We start from the raw sequence: 17,693 nt of genomic DNA on the forward strand, positions 1-17,693 counted from the left end.
CTTGCAATGCTTCTCTACTAGCAAATTCAGTCAACAATCCAACAAGCTCATCCGGATGAGAAATAAAAGGCGCATGAGCGGCATGGCGCATCATGGCTGAAACTGAACGCGGCCATTTTTCATCAAGAATGTTGATAATTTTTCTTGGCACCAACCCATCCAGATAACCGTAAATCCGCAAGAACGGTATGGCAAGCTCAGCCAAAGGCTGCCTTAAATCTTCGGTACGCAAAATTTCCAAACCAACATGCAGCACTTCAACAGAAGGCATCGGCTGCGCCAGCACAACAGATTTCAGTAATCGCGCATCTTGACGAGCGCTGTCAGTACCTAATGTCTGTAAAGCAAGAAAACGCTCAACTGTGCGCTGGAAATCTTTACTAAGCTGATGTTCGAAATCGTGCAAAACTTCCGGCTTAATCCCCGGCCAGTCACTTTCTGCGCTGAAATGTGGTGAAGAAGCCACGGTAATTAATCCGGCAACTTTATCCTGATGGTCAAGCGCTATCCGACTGGCAACCAGACCTCCCAACGACCAACCTAGCCATAGCGCATTTTCAGGCGCATATCGCCAGACTTCATCCGCCATGTCAGCAAGATTCATCGGGCCATATTTCTGGCTACGGCCATAACCCGGCAAATCCACCAGATGCAAACGAAAATGCGGAGCACATCGCATTTCAATGGAACGCCAAACTTCCACATTCAGCCCCCATCCGTGCAGCAACACAAGATCACGCGAACCTTCATCAGAAGTCTGCCAAAACAGATCAGCCATTGTTATTCTCAACTTTATTTGCCATCAAGGAAGAAGTCTATGCTAACAATGGTTGGGTACTGTTGGCTATGCCATCAGCCTCTTTGGTTTCCACATCATGGAGTATGCAGCTTTTGCAACAAGCGGCTGAAACGTTTGACAAACATGTGCCCGTGCTGTGCACTACCCTCGGAACTCCCTTCACTGCCTTGTGGGCGCTGCCTCAAAAAACCGCCTCTATGGGAGAATATGATATACCCTATGGATTTCAAGATGGATCGCGACGGCAAGGGAGAGAATCCCTAGGAGCATAGGTAACTATGTGACCGGGGTGAGCGAGTGCAGCCAACAAAGAGGCAACTTGAAAGATAACGGGTATAGCGATTACCGACTATTGCCCACCATTGAGCGGCCTGATCCGTCGCTATAAATATCACTAGAGAATAGATTAAAAGATTTAAGTCAAAGAAAGTGTAAAATGAAAAATAATTACCATTGTTTTATATAGGCACGCTTTACAACTAGAAGTATAAAATAAGAAAAGGAAATTGCGACGATAAGAATGAGAAAAATATCAGGGGATTTATAATATGAAATTAAATATCCCATCAGAACAGGACTGACAGCTGCACCCAAACTGCCTAGGTTTTGTATTGCGAAGTAATGCCCCCTTAACCCCTCAGGTGCTATACTGTCAGTAAGCGCGTAAAGGACGGGGATAAAAATGATCTCTCCCAACGAGAAAGAAAATATTGCAATTATCCAATAAATCAAGTTCTGTTCAGAATAGATAAAACCCAAAATACCGAGGATAAAAAAAATTACTCCTCCCGTCAGCCATCTTCCGATATAACCATCTTTAATATACTTTCCAACATGATATTGAAATCCTATAACAACCATAGCATTTGTTACCATCATTGCAGCAATAGCTGTATATGAAAACTCCTTATTTGTAGAAACAATTAAATATTGAGATAAGTAGCTAATGGTACTACCATATACAAAAGACCCGAGTACTGATGAAATCGTTATCAGAAAAAGCAAATGATTCTTCAAGGGCTTTATATTACTTAGGGTATCTGCCAGTAATCTATTATTACTCTGTGATAATATAGGTAAGAAGTGAAAACATGAAGAATAGTATATTATAATAAATATCATCGGGAGCAATGCAGTAAGACCAGACAATATGAAAGGGAAACTATTATTATAACCTGAAAGTAATGCACCAATTAATGGACCAACGGACCACCCTATGTTAATAAACGTGTAGTTTAAAGAAAATAATCTTATCTTAATACTTTGTGGTAAATAATCTGAGAAATAACTCTTTAATAGCACCTCAAATAATGCGTAAGCTAAGTTCACAAAAGCCAGAAGAAAAGAAATAATGATGATGTTTTTAAAATATGGAAAAATTAAAAAACAAAATAAAAAAGTTAAAAGCGATGATACAATAGGGAATTTGAATTTCTTATTATCAGCAAACATACCGCCAACCAGGCTGGTTATTATTCCGAATATCATAGACGAAGATATAATATATCCAACAATGATAGGACTAAAATTAAACTCCACAGATAAATATATAGCTAAATAAGGAAGTGATGCACCGCGACCAATCGTTAATAGTAATGATGAAAAGAGAAAAAAAGATATTGTTTTCTCATTCTTAAACACATGTAATAAACTAATATTATAATTCATGGTATTGATTAAATTCTCCCTTAGTTTATTTTCATATAACGATCTATAATATATTTTTATTATTATGAATACTATAAAGACTTTCTAAAATAACATACAAATCTGTTGTTAATTATCGGCAAGACTGCCAAAAATCCTTAAAGTAAATGGAAGTGATTTTAAGGATAGCAATCTTTATTTATTTTCTTTAATATTATGAATAAAATAATCACCCTTCATGACTCTTCATCGGTTACTGTCAGCTGATATCCTTTGAATAAGAATACAACGTACAAGATAAAACCCAGTGGGAAGTATTACTTGTGATTGTAGAATCTGCAAGCCATTTCTAAAGAAATTATTCAAAAGAAAAATTAATTATAATATTAATTCATTTTTGTGTTGTTTTTTTGCCACATTCACTCAGAAATTAGTATGATTACTATTATTTTTTATAATATAGTTGTCATCAAAAGCACTTTTAGTCAAAATTATAATTTTAACATTAACTTACTGATATTTAAAAGCAAACAACTCAAAATGACATCAATCTCCGACAATATGAATAAATTTTATAAAAAAATTAAATTAATCATCTACAATAATATTGTTATTAGAATGTGCGGTATGCAGTTCCTGATCTATATATTTTTATTAATTAATCAATGTAACTAGTTGCATTGTAGCAATTTAAAATTCTTATACTCAATTATGATTTATCACAACCTGTACCGGTTTTTTATGCTTTAAATCGTACTATGCCGAGAGCATTGGATCATTTAATGTAAGTTGTAGCGTTGTATGTTGTACCCGTATTTTCATATTGAAATGTTCCGTATTGTGATCATGTCATTTAGGAGAAAATTATGGAAAACGTTCATGCTAAAACTATCAGTACAAACCATATCATCAGTTCAGCAATGGTAAGTCAGAATGAGCTGTGTCGTATATCAGACAATGCCGATGCTATCAGAGCTAAGGCAATGGAACTCACAGATTCTTGGGAAGGAGTGATGTTTGCTCTGTCTGCGGAAGAACTAGAAAATATTGCACTAGCATTAAAATTTTCACCAGATGTTGCTGATAAAATCCATAATGAACTCAAAACATTAAGGTATGCAAAAGTACAGTCTCAAGCCGGCCCTTCTTTTATCGTAACTTATCATATCTTAGACGTCAGCTTGCTGGCTCTAAGGGGAGTAACAAGTTTTGATAATGCTCTTTCTCATATAAATGATCTTAATCTACAACCCCTTCTGAATGAAAATCAGGACACCTTCCAGAAAATCCGTGCAGCTCTACCGGAACATGCTGCACGTATGAATTTCAAGCCTGAAACCGCTGCGGCTGTTCTGAAAGCCTTAGGTGCAGATATTTCCCCAGATCTGCTTTATGAGCTTTGCCCAAAATATGGCACAAGCTCAGTTATCGATCTAGAAGGTCGACGTGGTGTTACTACAGAATTTATCAGATGTGTGACACTTACTCTCGGGACGACACTGGCATAGTTAATCATAATGATCATATCTGGTGCTGTTTTTCTTGCAGTGCCAGTTTTTACTTATTCATAGCTCGGCCTGAATATATTCTTCATCTATTATTTTCTTAACAACTATTTTATATATGGAAAGAAAAATGTGTTCTGATATAAATAGATTAGAACCTGAACTAATAAAAAAATATAAAGAAGAGGGGTTTCTTCTTGTTCCTTCTCTTATTAGAAAAGAAGATTTAATAATCTTGGATGTGACCATTCAAAATATCATCAAAGATGCCGAAAATAATGAAACAATTACCCAAGTTATTGAATATGAAAATACTCAAATTGATGGTCTCTGTCTACCAAGAAGATTGTTTAATCCCTTTGAATTACACGAGCAATTCAGACGAATTGCCACTTCAGAACAGGTTCTCGGGTATGTTATATCTTTGATAGGCCAAGATATAGCCCTCCAACATAGTAAACTTAACATGAAGCCTCAAAAAGTTGGTGCTGTTGTAGAATGGCATCAAGATTTCACCTATTTCCCACATACTAATGACGATCTTGTTGGTGTACTTATTTATCTGGATGATGCTACTTCTGAAAATGGCTGCCTGGAAGTTTTGCCACGTCAACATACGCGATCTTTCGATCATTCACTTCCTGATGGATCTTTTGCCGGGATGATTACAGAAGAAATAAATGAAGAAAATTATGGTCAGCCTGTTACGTTAGCAGCTAAAGCAGGAAGTACAATATTTTTGCATCCTTTTACTCCTCACCGTTCGGCACCTAATGTTTCAGAGAAACCAAGAAAAACGTTAATTTTTGAATACAGGGCAACCGATGCTTTCCCGATATACACAGGAAGCCAGCTAGTATCCATGGAGTCATATGTTCATCACCTTCATGGTAATCCTGCCACACACGCCCGTTTCGGTGGTCCTCCTCCTGCTATTTACACACCAAAAGATATACCTAAATCTCTCTATGAGCTTCAGGAGGTTTCGAGAAAAATTTTGAAACCAGAGGAATAATTCTATTGCATTAAAGTTTCCATTCTACAATTTATTTCGTTTGGGAGATATAAAATGCTTGATAATCAATATGCAAATATTATCGATCATTACAGGAATGATGGTTATGTTGTTATACGTAACATTCTTAATCCAGTTACAGATCTTTTCCCGGTTATAAAAGAATACGGTGAGCTTGCAAATAAGCTTGCTAAGCAATGGTTAGAGCAAAGAGTGATCACAAGTTATGATAAAAATACACCCGAAGAGAGTCGGCTTTTACAGTTAATGAAACAAACTGATGGAAACTGTTTTCAGGAACTTGATATTACGCTTCCTGTAGAAGCCGAAATTAAGGAGGACTCTCCGGTACATTTAGGAGAGGCAATATTCAATCTCTTGAGAAACCAGACAATTCTTGACGTAGTAGAAAATATTATTGGGCCCGAAATTTATTCAGTTCCCGTACAACACATGCGCATTAAACCACCCGAAGCACAGATTACAGATAAAACTCAAAGTCACACACTTACATTAACGGGAAAAACTTTCTGGCATCAGGACCTAGCGGTTGTGACCGAGGATGCTGATAATACAGATATGTTGAGTGTCTGGTTACCACTGAATGAAGTAACCGAAAAAAACGGTTGCTTGGTCGTGATACCCGGAAGTCACACCAAAGGGCTTTTGCACCATTGTGATACCCCTGTTTTACAAGGGATTCCTGATTCACTGGTAGGCACAAACATACATCCTATTCCCGCGAAACCAGGCGACATGATACTTCTTCATCCACTTATGATACATGCATCTTTATCGAATATCAGCATGCAAGGAAGGTGGAGCTTTGATCTGAGATACTGCCCTACTGGTCAACCGACAGGTCGACAATGGTTTCCTGGTTTTATTGCGAGAAGTAAATCTCACCCTGAAAAAGAATTATCTAATTATGAAGTTTGGGTCGAATCATGGCACTTTGCAAGACAAACTTTAGCCGGGCAGCCTCATCCAAAATTCGATCGCTGGGATAAAAATGATTCCAACCCTTTATGCGCATGAGGAAAAACTAATGTTAGATCTCTCTCTACTTCGAGACTCGGGTTCGTTTTCGATTGATTGCGGCTCCCCACGACTTGCTCTCGTTCATCATGGCTTTCGTACGACGCAACTAGGAGCAGCTGACAAAAGACAGGATAAATATGCCGCAAGATATGCTTCACTGGGATTACTTAATCTGGCTCGCTCTGCTCAAGTAGACTTTGAGCATGGTCGTATACCTTTTCAACCTGAAATACAATATTTCGATGAGGATAATTTCACAGATGACGTTGAGCTGGCAAAAACCATAAGCGATTGGTTAAGGCCAGTCAAAGCAAGATTTGTATTGGTCAGCCTGTATTCACTGGCATTTGAAAGGACAAAGAATATGCTGTCCAATCTTAATCCCGAGGAAGTCTGCATTATGGTTGGTGGGGCACACCCAACCGTAGCTCCTGAAATTGATTTCGTGCATCTTGTAGCAAGAGGTGAAGGAGGGAATGCTCTAAGGCATGTTCTTAAGCTGTTCCTACATCCTGAATTTGGTGTAGGGAACGAAGCGCGTGGTTTGTGTTTCATGTTGGATGGTAGAGTTCAAATGGGAGAAATCGTATTTGATAAATCTCTTGAGGATATTCCCTCGCCAGCCTTTTCCTATGAACTAATACAGAGTGATACTAGCTTCGCCGGGCAGTCCCGGGAGAGGTGGTGGAAAGCGGTAGGAGAATCTCAACAAATTTATATTTGTACACAGAGCTGCCGAGCTCGCTGTACGTTTTGTTCAACATATCTTATACATGGGAAGCTAGTTTCCCGGCCAGTTGAATTAATTGCAGGAGATATTGAACACCTTTTAACATTCGGTCACGATTCAATTCAGTTTCATGATGACGATCTACTTCAACACAAAAATTTATATGAACTTCTTGATTTGCTCTCAGAGTTTAATATTGCATGGACCTGCAATGCAAGATCAGAAGTAATGACACCAGAACTCGCTCACCGAATGTACGATGCAGGATGCAGAAAAGTTTTTTTAGGGGTTGAATCGTTAGACCAGAGAAGCCTAAATTATTACAACAAAGCAACTACCGTAGAAATGAATATAAATGCGGTAAATGCATTAAGTGGTTCAGGTATCGGAGTTATATGCGGATACATCATTGGCGCACCTCATGACACAGTTGAAAGCATCTTAGCTGATTTAGATCGAGTTTTAGCTTTACCTATATATTTTCTAGCCACAGCAATACTAACACCAGATATAGGTACTGTTGAATACCGCAGAGCCTTGAGGCGGATACCTTTGCTGCAAGAGTTAGGTAACGATGGAACGAAAATGAATATTAGACCACGTCCTGAGATATTTGGAACTTCTGCCCCATATGGTTTGCCTACTGTAGCTGAAGCTATATCTAAGGAAGAATTAAATGAGCTTTATGCCCTTGTTAATTGTGAATTTTTCTTAAGGAAAGAATATATTAATAGGATAATAAAATATACCTCAAATGATAGGCTAAATGAAGCGCTTTCATGGTGTTCACTGCAGAAGCTGAAAGCAGAAGAATTAGCAGAAAACGCAACGCTGGCCTCAGTACAAGAGAGAACTATTCAGTTACTCCAGAAAATAGATGCAGACTATCCGTATTATGGTGTCCTTTCTGAATTTGCTGAGGCTAGATAATTATGAAACCAGAAAAAGAAATTATCCCTTTTTCTCCCGAAATGATACAAAAGTTGATAAGCGAAGGGAAAGATCCACACTACTACGTTATTCAAGACTTCATGGCAGACAAATTATTAGGTTTATCTGAATTGGATAAAAAAAACCTTGTTGACAGTCACTATTTGATTTCAAAAGAAATCATCAGCCCACACAGCACAGAAGATATATTTACTTTTATCAAAGAAATATTATCAATACCATCATCACGAGAGGGTTGTATCGTGGAGGCGGGAAGTTATAAAGGCTCAAGTACAGCCAAGTTCAGCCTGGCTGCTAAGTTAGCCGGCAGAGAACTTGTTGTTTGTGACTCTTTTATGGGCCTCCCGTTTCATAATGAAGTTCATGGCATCAGTATTGAAGGAAGGGAAGCGGTGTTTAGGGAAGGTGATTTCGCAGGTTCTCTTCAGGAAGTAAAAAATAATATTATAAAATATGGTAATATCAGTTCCTGTACATTTATTAAAGGGTGGTTTGAAATATCCTTGGCTAATTGGTCACGACCAATAGCTGCAATCTATCTGGATGTCGATCTTCAAAAATCAACTCGCGACTGTCTCAAATATCTATATCCATGGTTGACACCAGGTGGTAGTCTTTATTCACAAGACGGCCACTTACCACTTGTTCTTGATGTTTTTGAGGATGTGAATTTTTGGCTCAATGAAATAGGTACTCTGCCACCTATAGTAGTGGGTATCAGGAAAAAGAAACTAATAAAAATAACAAAACCTGATACACCTTCTCTACCACTACTTTAATAATATTCCTTCAACTGCCAATACGGAATTTATATCGTTTACCTATCCATATAAGCGTGCCCGGGATAACCTCAATATTTTTAATTTCATCATCTTCTTTACTTTTATCAACACGAACAGCCCCTGAACGAATTAATCGCCTTAGTTCAGAACGGCTTATCGCTGGCAAGGCTACTGAACAAAGATCCAGCAGTGTTATATAAGAGCCTTTTGGTAAAATCAATACATCATGATCGGCCTCTTCAGGTGTCCGCTTTTGTACTACACGCTCAAAATGCTCAGTGGCCTCTTTTGCAGATATGTCATCGTGATATCTTTTAACAATATTATAAGCGATATCTTTTTTGATCTTCATTGGGTTAAGGCCCAATTCTAGTTGACTGACTATCGCAGATTGTTTTTCTGCCTCCATGTCTGTAGCAAGTGTCAAATAATTGATAATGACACTGTCAGGAATTGACATTACTTTGCCATACATATCATTTGCATTATCAGTTAACCCAATATAATTATTTTTTGACTTACTCATTTTTTCAATGCCATCTAGCCCTTCTAATAATGGCATTGTTATTACTATTTGCCCTTTTTTCTCATAGGCTTCTTGAAGTGTTCTCCCTACCAAGTTATTAAATAACTGATCTGTTCCGCCAAGCTCGATATCAGCATCAATCATAACTGAGTCATATCCTTGGAGAATAGGGTAAATAATCTCATGCAAATGGACTGGTGCTTTTGATTCAAATCGGGTTTTAAAATCATCTCGGTGCATGATTTGTGCAAGAGTGATTTTAGAGATTAACTTTATGACATTACTGAATGGCATATTGTTAAACCATTCTGAGTTTTTCCTTATTTCAATATTTTCGATATTTATAACTTTTGCAAGCTGATTTATATAAGTCTGACTGTTTTTATTAATTTGTTCAGGTGTTAATGGAGGACGAAGCTTATTTCTCCCGGTCGGGTCACCAATTCCAGCCGTAAAATCCCCAATGATAACAACAATCCGGTGCCCTTCATCCTGAAAATCTTTAAGCTTTTGTAATACAACCGCATGGCCCAAATGCAAATCAGGTGCAGTCGGATCAAAGCCTAATTTTATTGTCAGTTTTCTATTTTCTTGTCTTGCAAGAGCAAGTTTATCCTGTAACCCTGAGGGTGGCTCCATAATTGCGATGTTTGAAAGCAACTTATCAATATTCTCTTTCATATAGTTAACCTAAATAATTACGTTTATTAACGATGAATAAAACAACTTTATACCATGTTTATAACAATCTCTATTGTCAAGTAAATAATTATTCATTCTGGTCTTGTTGCATTAACGACGATGTAGTATGCAAAAATATGTCGTTTGTTTTTTAATTAGGTCGTCTTGTCCTCTTTCGTGATGCAAACGAAAATGCGGAGCACATCGCATTTCAATGGAACGCCAAACTTCCGCATTCAACCCCCATCCGTGCAGCAACACAAGATCACGCGAACCTTCATCAGAAGTCTGCCAAAACAGATCAGCCATTGTTATTCTCAACTTTATTTGCCATCAAGGAAGAAGTCTATGCTAACAATGGTTGGGTACTGTTGGCTATGCCATCAGCCTCTTTGGTTTCCACATCATGGAGTATGCAGCTTTTGCAACAAGCGGCTGAAACGTTTGACAAACATGTGCCCGTGCTGTGCTCTACCCTCAGAACTCCCGTCGCTGCCTTGTGGACGCTGCCTCAAAAAACCGCCTCTATGGGAGAATATGATAGCGATTACCGACTATTGCCCACCACTGAGTGGCCTGATCCGTCGCTATAAATATCATCGCACCCCACAACTTGCGTCAATTCTGGCGCGTCTGTTTCTGCTGCACTGGCAACAGGGCTATCGTGATGGAAGATGGTATAAACCCAACATTCTGCTCAGTGTGCCACTGCATCGACACCGACGATGGAAACGGGGATTTGATCAAAGTGTATTAATGGCAAAGCAGTTATCAGAATGGCTACAATGCGATTACCAGCAAAGCTTTCTACAGCGGACGCATGCTACACTACCACAAAGAAATTTATCGGCAGCACGGCGTAAAATTAATCTCAGGAAAGCATTTCAGCTTTGTGGCTCCGTTACGGGACAACATGTCGCCATACTTGATGATGTGATTACCACCGGTGCGACCATGACCGAGATTTCCCGTTTGTTAATTCGTGCTGGCGCCCGTTCAGTGCAGGTTTGGGCGATCTGTCGAACCTTGTAGTCAATACGAAAATGGGCGTATTATAACCAACTATAGCAGTCAACTATTGAGCAAATGATATGATTAATATTACTGAAGCAGCGCAAACTCATTTTGCCAAATTACTGGCAAACCAAGAACCAGGTACACAAATTCGCGTATTTGTCATCAATCCAGGTACACCTACTGCTGAGTGTGGCGTATCTTACTGCCCGCCTGATGCCGTTGAAGCAACAGATACTGAACTGAAATTTGATCAACTGTCAGCTTACGTCGATGAACTGAGTGCCCCCTTCCTTGAAGAAGCTGAAATTGATTTTGTCACTGATCAGTTAGGCTCTCAGCTAACATTAAAAGCCCCTAACGCCAAAATGCGTAAAGTTTCTGACGATTCCCCACTTGCCGAACGTGTGGAATACGTTTTGCAGTCACAAATTAATCCACAGTTAGCCGGTCACGGTGGCCGCGTCAGTCTGATGGAAATCACTGATGATGGTTTTGCTATCCTTCAATTCGGCGGCGGTTGTAATGGCTGTTCAATGGTTGATGTCACTCTAAAAGAAGGGATTGAAAAAGAGTTACTGAACATGTTCCCGGAACTAAAAGGGGTAAAAGACTTAACTGAACACCAGCGCGGTGAACACTCTTATTACTAAAAATGTATTACTAAAAATGTATTACTAATAACGTATTACTGATAACAAATTTTCCCGCTCGGATAATCGTCGGGAAAACACTATTACAATAATAACCAACGGGATAAGTTCTAAGAGCAATTCAATATATATGGAACATTTTCAGACTATCAGCCCTGAGCAGGCTTATCAACACTGGCAGAATAAATCCGCGATTATGGTGGATATCCGTGATCCACAGAGTTTCCGGACAGGTCATGCATGTGGCGCTTTTCATTTGACTAATGACACGTTGAATGAATTGATGTTACAAGCCAATTTCGAACAACCTGTTATGGTCATGTGTTATCACGGTCATAGCAGCCAGAGTGCCGCTCAGTATTTATTAAACATCGGTTTTGAAACTGTCTACAGCATTAATGGCGGCTTTGAAGCCTGGCGCAGAGACTATCCTCACGCTGTTGACTCCTTACATAATCCGGCATAACACACCTCATGATCCGCGTAATCGCTATTTCAAACCCGCGTCTAGCGCAAGCCTTTATCGATTATATGGCAACCCATCAGGTCCATCTCACTATGCGCCCCAGTCACGATGGGCAACACGTCGAACTGTGGCTAGAAGATGACACTAAACTTACTCTAGTTCAGCAAGAGTTGGAGCAATTTACTCGCGATCCGCTAAATGAACGTTATCAAGCGGCCAGTTGGCAATCTGGCGATGTGAATCACCCATTGAAGTACCACAATAATCTGAATTGGCAATACTTAAGTCGTCAGGCTGGCCCATTAACCCTTACCGTTTTACTCCTAAATATCGTCGTTTATCTCTGGATGCAATTTGCCGGCGATTATCAGGTGATGTCTTGGCTGGCCTGGCCTAACGATAGCCAACATATGGAACTATGGCGTTGGGTCACCCACGGCTTATTGCACTTCTCACTACTGCATATCATCTTTAATCTCATGTGGTGGTGGTATCTTGGCGGACAAACAGAAAAGCACCTCGGTACAGGAAAACTGTTTGTCATTATGATTGTTTCCGCGGTTTTCAGCGGTTGGGGACAATCATTATTCAGTGGTTCTCACTTTGGCGGCCTTTCTGGTGTTGTTTACGCTTTAATTGGTTATGTCTGGCTAACCGGTGAACGTGCGCCCGAACGTGGTATTGGTGTTCCCCGTGGTTTGATGGCTTTTTCGCTCTTCTGGCTAATTGTTGGATACTTCGATGCATTTGGGCTATCGATTGCCAACGCCGCCCATTTCTCCGGTTTAATTATCGGCTTACTGATGGCGTTATGGGATAACCGTCATACATTCAAAAATAATAACCGACATTTTTAGAAACTTAGGGGACTATCGTGAAGCAAACTCAACGGCATGATGCAATAGTTGAGCTGGTACGCCTTCAGGGCTACGTCAGTACTGAAGAGTTGGTTGAACACTTTAATGTCAGCCCCCAGACTATCCGCCGTGATTTGAACGACCTGGCAGATAAAAACAAAATACAGCGGCATCACGGCGGTGCCGCGTTGCCATCAAGTTCAGTTAATACTGCTTATCACGATCGCAAAATCATGTGGTCAGAAGAGAAAGCACGTATTGCACAACGTGTTGCTAGCCATATCCCGGATGGCGCAACACTGTTTATTGATATTGGCACCACACCCGAAGCTGTCGCTCACGCATTGTTAAATCATAAAGGTCTGCGAATTGTCACTAACAACCTCAACGTCGCTACTCTGTTGATGACAAAAGAGGACTTCCGTTTAATCTTGGCGGGAGGGGAGATTCGTTCCCGTGATGGTGGGATTATCGGTGAAGCCACACTGGATTTTATTTCTCAGTTTCGACTTGATTACGGCATTCTCGGCATCAGTGGCATTGACATGGATGGCTCATTACTGGAATTTGATTACCATGAAGTACGCATTAAACGCGCAATTATCGAAAACTCCCGTTGCGTTATGCTAGTCACTGACCATTCTAAATTTGGCCGCAATGCTATGGTTAATCTGGGTAACATGAATCTCATTGATCACCTCTTTACTGACCAACTTCCCCCGCCAAGCATCCATAAAGTGATTGAGCAACATAACGTGCAGCTTGAACTCTGCTAAGAATTTTCTCTATATTCGGGGGATAGCGCTATCCCCTATCTCCTTGCCGTTCCACAATTACACTATCTTTTAGCTTCTTCATTAATGCCATGCAAATTATATGGATAAGGTAATATTTGCTATCCATATCACGTGAGCATGTTTTTTCTTAACAAATAGTTGGCTATTGATCGATTTCTGATTACAATCATGAGCGAAAACGAGCATTAAAGAACTGTTTCGAACATTTTAGGGGGATGCATGGAAACTAAAGACTTGATTGTGATCGGCGGCGGGATCAACGGTGCCGGAATTGCAGCAGATGCTGCTGGCCGGGGGCTCTCTGTTCTATTGCTGGAAGCACAAGACTTAGCCAAAGCCACATCATCCTCCAGTTCAAAATTGATCCACGGTGGCTTACGCTATCTAGAACACTATGAATTCCGTTTGGTCAGTGAAGCGCTGGCAGAACGTGAAGTTTTACTGAATCTTGCACCACACATCGCTTTTCCGATGCGTTTCCGCCTGCCGCACCAGCCACATTTACGTCCAGCATGGATGATCCGCATTGGCCTGTTCCTCTATGACAATTTGGGCAAACGAGTCAGCCTGCCTGGCAGTAAAGGGCTAAAATTCGGTGCCAATTCTGTTCTGAAACCAGAATTGGTCCGTGGCTTTGAATATTCTGACTGCTGGGTTGATGATGCTCGTTTAGTTGTCCTTAACGCTCAAGAAGTCAAAAAACGTGGCGGGGAAGTCCGTACCCGAACAAAAGTGACCCGTGCATGGCGCGAACAAGAGGGTTGGATGGTTGAAGCCGAAGATCTGCGTACAGGTAAGACCTATACTTGGCGTGCAAAAGGTCTGGTTAATGCTACCGGCCCTTGGGTTAAAGAATTCTTTGACGATGGTCTGAAATTGAAATCACCTTATGGTATTCGCCTGATCAAAGGCAGCCATATTGTGGTGCCAAGAGTGCATGATGAGCCGCAAGCTTATATTCTGCAAAATGAAGATCATCGTATCGTATTTGTTATTCCTTGGATGGATGAATTTTCCATTATCGGAACCACCGATGTGGAATATCAAGGTGATCCAAAAGAGGCGGAGATTGACGATCAGGAGATTAATTATCTGCTGAGAGTTTATAACGACCACTTCAAGAAACAGCTTAACCGTGACGATATCGTCTGGACCTATTCTGGCGTACGTCCACTGTGTGATGATGAATCCGACTCACCTCAGGCCATTACGCGCGACTATACGCTTGACATACATGATGAACAGGGCAAAGCACCATTACTGTCTGTGTTCGGCGGTAAATTAACTACTTACCGTAAGCTGGCAGAACACGCAACCGAAAAGCTCATGCAATACTATCCCACGGCCGGAAAAGCCTGGACCAGAAATGGTCAGTTACCGGGGGGTAATTTGGAAGGATGCGATCGTGATGGTTATGCCCGTTTATTGCGTAAACGTTACAACTGGTTACCGGAAGGCGTTGCTGTACGTTATGCGCGTACTTACGGCAGCAACAGCGAACTCATTCTGCAAGGTGCTAATAATCTGACCGATCTAGGCGAATCCTTCGGTCACGGCCTGTATGAAACAGAGCTTCGTTATCTGGTCGATAATGAATGGGTCGTTGAACTGGATGACGCAATCTGGCGCCGTACCAAACTGGGTATGTGGCTGAAAGAAGAGCAGAAGCAACGCATTGCAGCATGGTTAGCGGAGAATGCTAAACCACGCACTGAGATTTGATTTTTCTTCACAGAAAATCATTGATCTTCCAGTTTAGAAAACGTGACTACCGCGAGAATATTAAAACCTTTCTCGCGGTTTTTATTGCGTAGAATTTATATCCCATTTCTCCCTCCAATGTTATATCAATCTTTCCAATTCCTGATTGACACATAAATTAGCCAAATATTATATATATTCAGTGTAAAATACTGCCTCATGTTCCCTATTGGAGCAATTAACCACGAACATTTTAAGATTCTTATATAAACAATACTTTTGATTCTTTTATACCATGAAGAAGTCTATAAAAATATTAATCTATTTTTGAGCTAGACAGTTCGTAAGGAAGAATAACACCAGCATTATCTTTAAAATCTTTAGGGTTTCTAGTAATCAATAACCGCCCATTTCGCTGAGCTGTTGCCCAGATTATTGCATCAGGCAGCTTTATCTTTTTCTCATGTCGGATAACTACTGCACATTCTGCTACGTCACTCGTGACACTGAGAATCTCAAAGCTATCTAAAAAGATTCTTGTTGCGTTTTCTTTATCCTTGTCCAGCTTCTTAGCTCCTACCATAACCTCCATCCATGTTATACAACTAATAGCTGGACTATTTCCATATTTTCTCAATGTCTCCGCGGCTTGTTCATATCCATTTAAATAGTCAATCAATATATTAGTATCAAATAACGACTTCATAGCAATCATTGCCATTCCTTGCGTAAATTATTTTGATATTCCAATCCATCCAATTTTTTATCCCCCCACAAACCAAAAGCACTGTTATTCTGTTCTGAAATATTAGCATCAAGGTAAGCATCTATTGCTTTCCGGATCTGTGCAGCACGTGACTTATCGGGAGAACGCTCCTTTAAAATCTCGAGCTTTCTAATTGTTTCTTCTGGCAGATCTATATTAATTCTTACCATAGCAACCATATTTATTTCCCCTTATCAGATATCAGGTATATGTATCATATACCTCATTAGTTCGATTGTCTATTTTTTGATCCAAAAAATTATTGTGATAACTAATCAACAGATTTTACTCTGAAAATATCTATTGATCATGTAAACAAAACATTTAAAACATGTGACTTTTCCATTTGCAACAATACCTAAAATAACCTATAAATAAAGCTGTTACATACATATCGGTACTGTTTAACCCTATCTTTGATTAGATAAAAATTCAAATAAAAACAAATTGTTAAGTTATTGTTAGGGAATGAACTTAACAAACAATCTGGTAGCAATAGATGCCCCAAAATTATAACTTGTGAGATATTACATGACCTATGGATATGAATATTAATGAATTATTGACAGCAGAAGCTTCATTTATGCTAGGGACCCTGACATTAGAATCCAACATTATCGGGCTTATGAGATACGAAGATGGCACCCTTTTGATAACCCAAGATAGTCCATTCTACCCGAAGAACTATAAGTGGCCAGACCAACTACATGATAATGGAATAATTTCAATAGGCGATAAAGAACTTACTGTGACAAAAGTTTACACTGCGGGCCTTATTGATGGTCATTTATATATAGACCAGGAAATAACGAAACAAGCAACGTCGCCAGATAAAATTATGCCAGCACACTACTTACCTGATTTACACGGAATTTCTGAGAGAGATCTTATAGGGAAAACGGTAACTCTATCTGTGAACGATGAAACAAGGTATAAGGTAAGTGCTGCACACTCTATGGCCCACTTTATGTCCCTTGCTGTAAATAAAGCAACACATCATATATGGTCCAAAGTGTACGATACCGATGATTTGGGAAACTATAATTTAGATAAAGCCGCCATTTACCAATCTTCTATTACAGAACTTAAATCCGTTGATATTTATCGCTTTGGTAAATCGATCAAAAAGAAAGGATTTGATAAAAATATACTAATTGAAAATCTGGATAAAATTAATAGAGAAGTTAATAACACACTCAATAATTGGTTATCTCAGGGTGCGGAAATAACCATTGAATATAAATCAAAAGAGATTAGTGACACTAGATTATGGAAATCGACTATTGACTCTAAGGTAGTCACTATCCTATGCGGAGGCACACATATAAATAATATTAATGAAGTCAAAGACGTAAATGTTGAAATAAAGATCGGTGAATCTGCTGATTTTATTCAAGTAACAACTCATTGCAGAGTATAAAACTATGAACCTCGACCTACTTTATTTCTATCTTCTGCTGGTTGTTTTATCCTATATAACACCAGGCCCAGACTGGGCTATTATCAGCAAAAAAGTATTAATCCTGTAATAGATGTCTGACAGTATATACCCTATGGATTTCAAGTTGCATCGCGACGGCAAGGGAGAGAATCCCCGGGAGCATAGATAACTATGTGACCGGGGTGAGCGAGTGCAGCCAACAAAGAGGCGGCTTGAAAGATGACGGGTATATATATTTTGGATAACCCAGCATGCTTACGTTTCATAAGATTTCAAATGGAGACGCTAAATGTATATCTATTAGTTATACAACTGCTATAA

18 protein-coding genes and 1 pseudogene are annotated in these 17,693 nt (G+C 39.7%); 13 read left to right on the forward strand and 6 right to left on the reverse strand.

The features are described from left to right. Positions 1-778: pimeloyl-ACP methyl ester esterase BioH (gene bioH / locus AACQ38_RS01885; protein WP_165577401.1), on the reverse strand; the 778-nt coding region annotated here is incomplete at its 3' end. On the opposite strand from bioH, the gene AACQ38_RS01890 reads away from it, so the two are divergent. Beyond that, a complete protein-coding gene (locus tag AACQ38_RS01890) occupies positions 778-1,071 on the forward strand; it encodes a hypothetical protein (protein ID WP_165577276.1) in 294 nt (97 codons plus the stop codon). The genes bioH and AACQ38_RS01890 overlap by 1 nt on opposite strands. Positions 1,072-1,246: 175 nt before the next feature. Here the strand turns inward: AACQ38_RS01890 and AACQ38_RS01895 are convergent, their stop codons facing one another. Further along, positions 1,247-2,467 (reverse strand): MFS transporter, encoded by a 1,221-nt coding sequence (locus AACQ38_RS01895; protein WP_165577277.1) that lies wholly within the window; start codon positions 2,465-2,467, stop codon positions 1,247-1,249. Between the two features lie 845 nt (positions 2,468-3,312). Here AACQ38_RS01895 and AACQ38_RS01900 point away from each other — a divergent pair. From AACQ38_RS01900 to AACQ38_RS01920, 5 genes are all read left to right on the forward strand, one after another. Next, positions 3,313-3,954, forward strand: coding sequence for a hypothetical protein (locus AACQ38_RS01900; RefSeq protein WP_165577278.1), 642 nt, complete (start codon positions 3,313-3,315; stop codon positions 3,952-3,954). Positions 3,955-4,081: 127 nt separating this feature from the next. Beyond that, positions 4,082-4,966 carry a phytanoyl-CoA dioxygenase family protein gene (locus AACQ38_RS01905; RefSeq protein WP_207631762.1) on the forward strand — a complete coding sequence of 295 codons (885 nt, stop codon included), beginning with the start codon at positions 4,082-4,084 and terminating at the stop codon, positions 4,964-4,966. Between the two features lie 54 nt (positions 4,967-5,020). After that, positions 5,021-6,004, forward strand: a complete 984-nt coding sequence (locus tag AACQ38_RS01910; protein WP_165577280.1) for a phytanoyl-CoA dioxygenase family protein — start codon at positions 5,021-5,023, stop codon at positions 6,002-6,004. Positions 6,005-6,014: 10 nt separating this feature from the next. After that, positions 6,015-7,667, forward strand: coding sequence for a radical SAM protein (locus AACQ38_RS01915; RefSeq protein ID WP_165577281.1), 1,653 nt, complete (start codon positions 6,015-6,017; stop codon positions 7,665-7,667). 2 nt (positions 7,668-7,669) lie between these two features. Further along, entirely contained in the window at positions 7,670-8,467 is a 798-nt protein-coding gene (locus tag AACQ38_RS01920) for a TylF/MycF/NovP-related O-methyltransferase (RefSeq protein WP_165577282.1), read from the forward strand. A 10-nt stretch (positions 8,468-8,477) separates the two neighbouring features. On the opposite strand, the gene tyrS is transcribed toward AACQ38_RS01920, so the two are convergent. Continuing rightward, positions 8,478-9,677, reverse strand: coding sequence for a tyrosine--tRNA ligase (tyrS, locus tag AACQ38_RS01925; RefSeq protein WP_165577283.1), 1,200 nt, complete (start codon positions 9,675-9,677; stop codon positions 8,478-8,480). A gap of 180 nt (positions 9,678-9,857) precedes the next feature. Further along, a pseudogene (locus AACQ38_RS01930) lies at positions 9,858-9,986 on the reverse strand (pimeloyl-ACP methyl ester esterase BioH); the annotation flags it as partial. Between the two features lie 39 nt (positions 9,987-10,025). Here AACQ38_RS01930 and gntX point away from each other — a divergent pair. The 6 genes from gntX to glpD all read left to right on the forward strand — a co-directional run bounded on the left by gntX (position 10,026) and on the right by glpD (position 15,186). Further along, complete coding sequence (gene gntX / locus AACQ38_RS01935; RefSeq protein WP_058589503.1) at positions 10,026-10,709, forward strand: DNA utilization protein GntX; 684 nt, start codon at positions 10,026-10,028, stop codon at positions 10,707-10,709. Positions 10,710-10,768: 59 nt separating this feature from the next. Beyond that, positions 10,769-11,344 (forward strand): Fe-S biogenesis protein NfuA, encoded by a 576-nt coding sequence (gene nfuA / locus AACQ38_RS01940; RefSeq protein WP_011144599.1) that lies wholly within the window; start codon positions 10,769-10,771, stop codon positions 11,342-11,344. Between the two features lie 130 nt (positions 11,345-11,474). Continuing rightward, positions 11,475-11,810 carry a thiosulfate sulfurtransferase GlpE gene (gene glpE / locus AACQ38_RS01945; protein ID WP_011144598.1) on the forward strand — a complete coding sequence of 112 codons (336 nt, stop codon included), beginning with the start codon at positions 11,475-11,477 and terminating at the stop codon, positions 11,808-11,810. 8 nt (positions 11,811-11,818) lie between these two features. Beyond that, positions 11,819-12,667 (forward strand): rhomboid family intramembrane serine protease GlpG, encoded by an 849-nt coding sequence (gene glpG, locus AACQ38_RS01950; protein ID WP_165577284.1) that lies wholly within the window; start codon positions 11,819-11,821, stop codon positions 12,665-12,667. Positions 12,668-12,684: 17 nt separating this feature from the next. Next, a complete protein-coding gene (locus AACQ38_RS01955; protein WP_113025945.1) occupies positions 12,685-13,443 on the forward strand; it encodes a DeoR/GlpR family transcriptional regulator in 759 nt (252 codons plus the stop codon). A gap of 240 nt (positions 13,444-13,683) precedes the next feature. Further along, complete coding sequence (gene glpD, locus AACQ38_RS01960; protein WP_165577285.1) at positions 13,684-15,186, forward strand: glycerol-3-phosphate dehydrogenase; 1,503 nt, start codon at positions 13,684-13,686, stop codon at positions 15,184-15,186. A gap of 295 nt (positions 15,187-15,481) precedes the next feature. On the opposite strand, the gene AACQ38_RS01965 is transcribed toward glpD, so the two are convergent. After that, positions 15,482-15,880, reverse strand: a complete 399-nt coding sequence (locus tag AACQ38_RS01965; RefSeq protein WP_113025947.1) for a type II toxin-antitoxin system VapC family toxin — start codon at positions 15,878-15,880, stop codon at positions 15,482-15,484. After that, complete coding sequence (locus AACQ38_RS01970; RefSeq protein ID WP_229000188.1) at positions 15,877-16,110, reverse strand: ribbon-helix-helix protein, CopG family; 234 nt, start codon at positions 16,108-16,110, stop codon at positions 15,877-15,879. Before AACQ38_RS01970 ends, AACQ38_RS01965 begins: the two co-directional genes overlap by 4 nt. 365 nt (positions 16,111-16,475) lie before the next feature. Between AACQ38_RS01970 and AACQ38_RS01975 the strand changes: the two genes are divergently transcribed. Beyond that, positions 16,476-17,351, forward strand: a complete 876-nt coding sequence (locus AACQ38_RS01975) for a hypothetical protein (RefSeq protein WP_242685501.1) — start codon at positions 16,476-16,478, stop codon at positions 17,349-17,351. The last annotated feature ends 342 nt before the right edge of the window (positions 17,352-17,693 follow it).

Origin of the sequence: Photorhabdus sp. RW14-46 (assembly GCF_963887965.1) — a bacterium.
Classification (GTDB): Bacteria; Pseudomonadota; Gammaproteobacteria; order Enterobacterales; family Enterobacteriaceae; genus Photorhabdus; species Photorhabdus laumondii.

What these genes read in the sequence shown, in the direction of transcription:
- AACQ38_RS01895 (WP_165577277.1), bottom strand. Translation starts at nt 2,467, where the DNA reads ATGAATTATAATATTAGTTTATTACATGTGTTTAAGAATGAGAAAACA.
- AACQ38_RS01900 (WP_165577278.1), top strand. Translation starts at nt 3,313, where the DNA reads ATGGAAAACGTTCATGCTAAAACTATCAGTACAAACCATATCATCAGT.
- AACQ38_RS01905 (WP_207631762.1), top strand. Translation starts at nt 4,082, where the DNA reads ATGTGTTCTGATATAAATAGATTAGAACCTGAACTAATAAAAAAATAT.
- AACQ38_RS01910 (WP_165577280.1), top strand. Translation starts at nt 5,021, where the DNA reads ATGCTTGATAATCAATATGCAAATATTATCGATCATTACAGGAATGAT.
- AACQ38_RS01915 (WP_165577281.1), top strand. Translation starts at nt 6,015, where the DNA reads ATGTTAGATCTCTCTCTACTTCGAGACTCGGGTTCGTTTTCGATTGAT.
- AACQ38_RS01920 (WP_165577282.1), top strand. Translation starts at nt 7,670, where the DNA reads ATGAAACCAGAAAAAGAAATTATCCCTTTTTCTCCCGAAATGATACAA.
- tyrS (WP_165577283.1), bottom strand. Translation starts at nt 9,677, where the DNA reads ATGAAAGAGAATATTGATAAGTTGCTTTCAAACATCGCAATTATGGAG.
- gntX (WP_058589503.1), top strand. Translation starts at nt 10,026, where the DNA reads ATGCTAACAATGGTTGGGTACTGTTGGCTATGCCATCAGCCTCTTTGG.
- nfuA (WP_011144599.1), top strand. Translation starts at nt 10,769, where the DNA reads ATGATTAATATTACTGAAGCAGCGCAAACTCATTTTGCCAAATTACTG.
- glpE (WP_011144598.1), top strand. Translation starts at nt 11,475, where the DNA reads ATGGAACATTTTCAGACTATCAGCCCTGAGCAGGCTTATCAACACTGG.
- glpG (WP_165577284.1), top strand. Translation starts at nt 11,819, where the DNA reads ATGATCCGCGTAATCGCTATTTCAAACCCGCGTCTAGCGCAAGCCTTT.
- glpD (WP_165577285.1), top strand. Translation starts at nt 13,684, where the DNA reads ATGGAAACTAAAGACTTGATTGTGATCGGCGGCGGGATCAACGGTGCC.
- AACQ38_RS01965 (WP_113025947.1), bottom strand. Translation starts at nt 15,880, where the DNA reads ATGATTGCTATGAAGTCGTTATTTGATACTAATATATTGATTGACTAT.
- AACQ38_RS01970 (WP_229000188.1), bottom strand. Translation starts at nt 16,110, where the DNA reads ATGGTTGCTATGGTAAGAATTAATATAGATCTGCCAGAAGAAACAATT.
- AACQ38_RS01975 (WP_242685501.1), top strand. Translation starts at nt 16,476, where the DNA reads ATGAATATTAATGAATTATTGACAGCAGAAGCTTCATTTATGCTAGGG.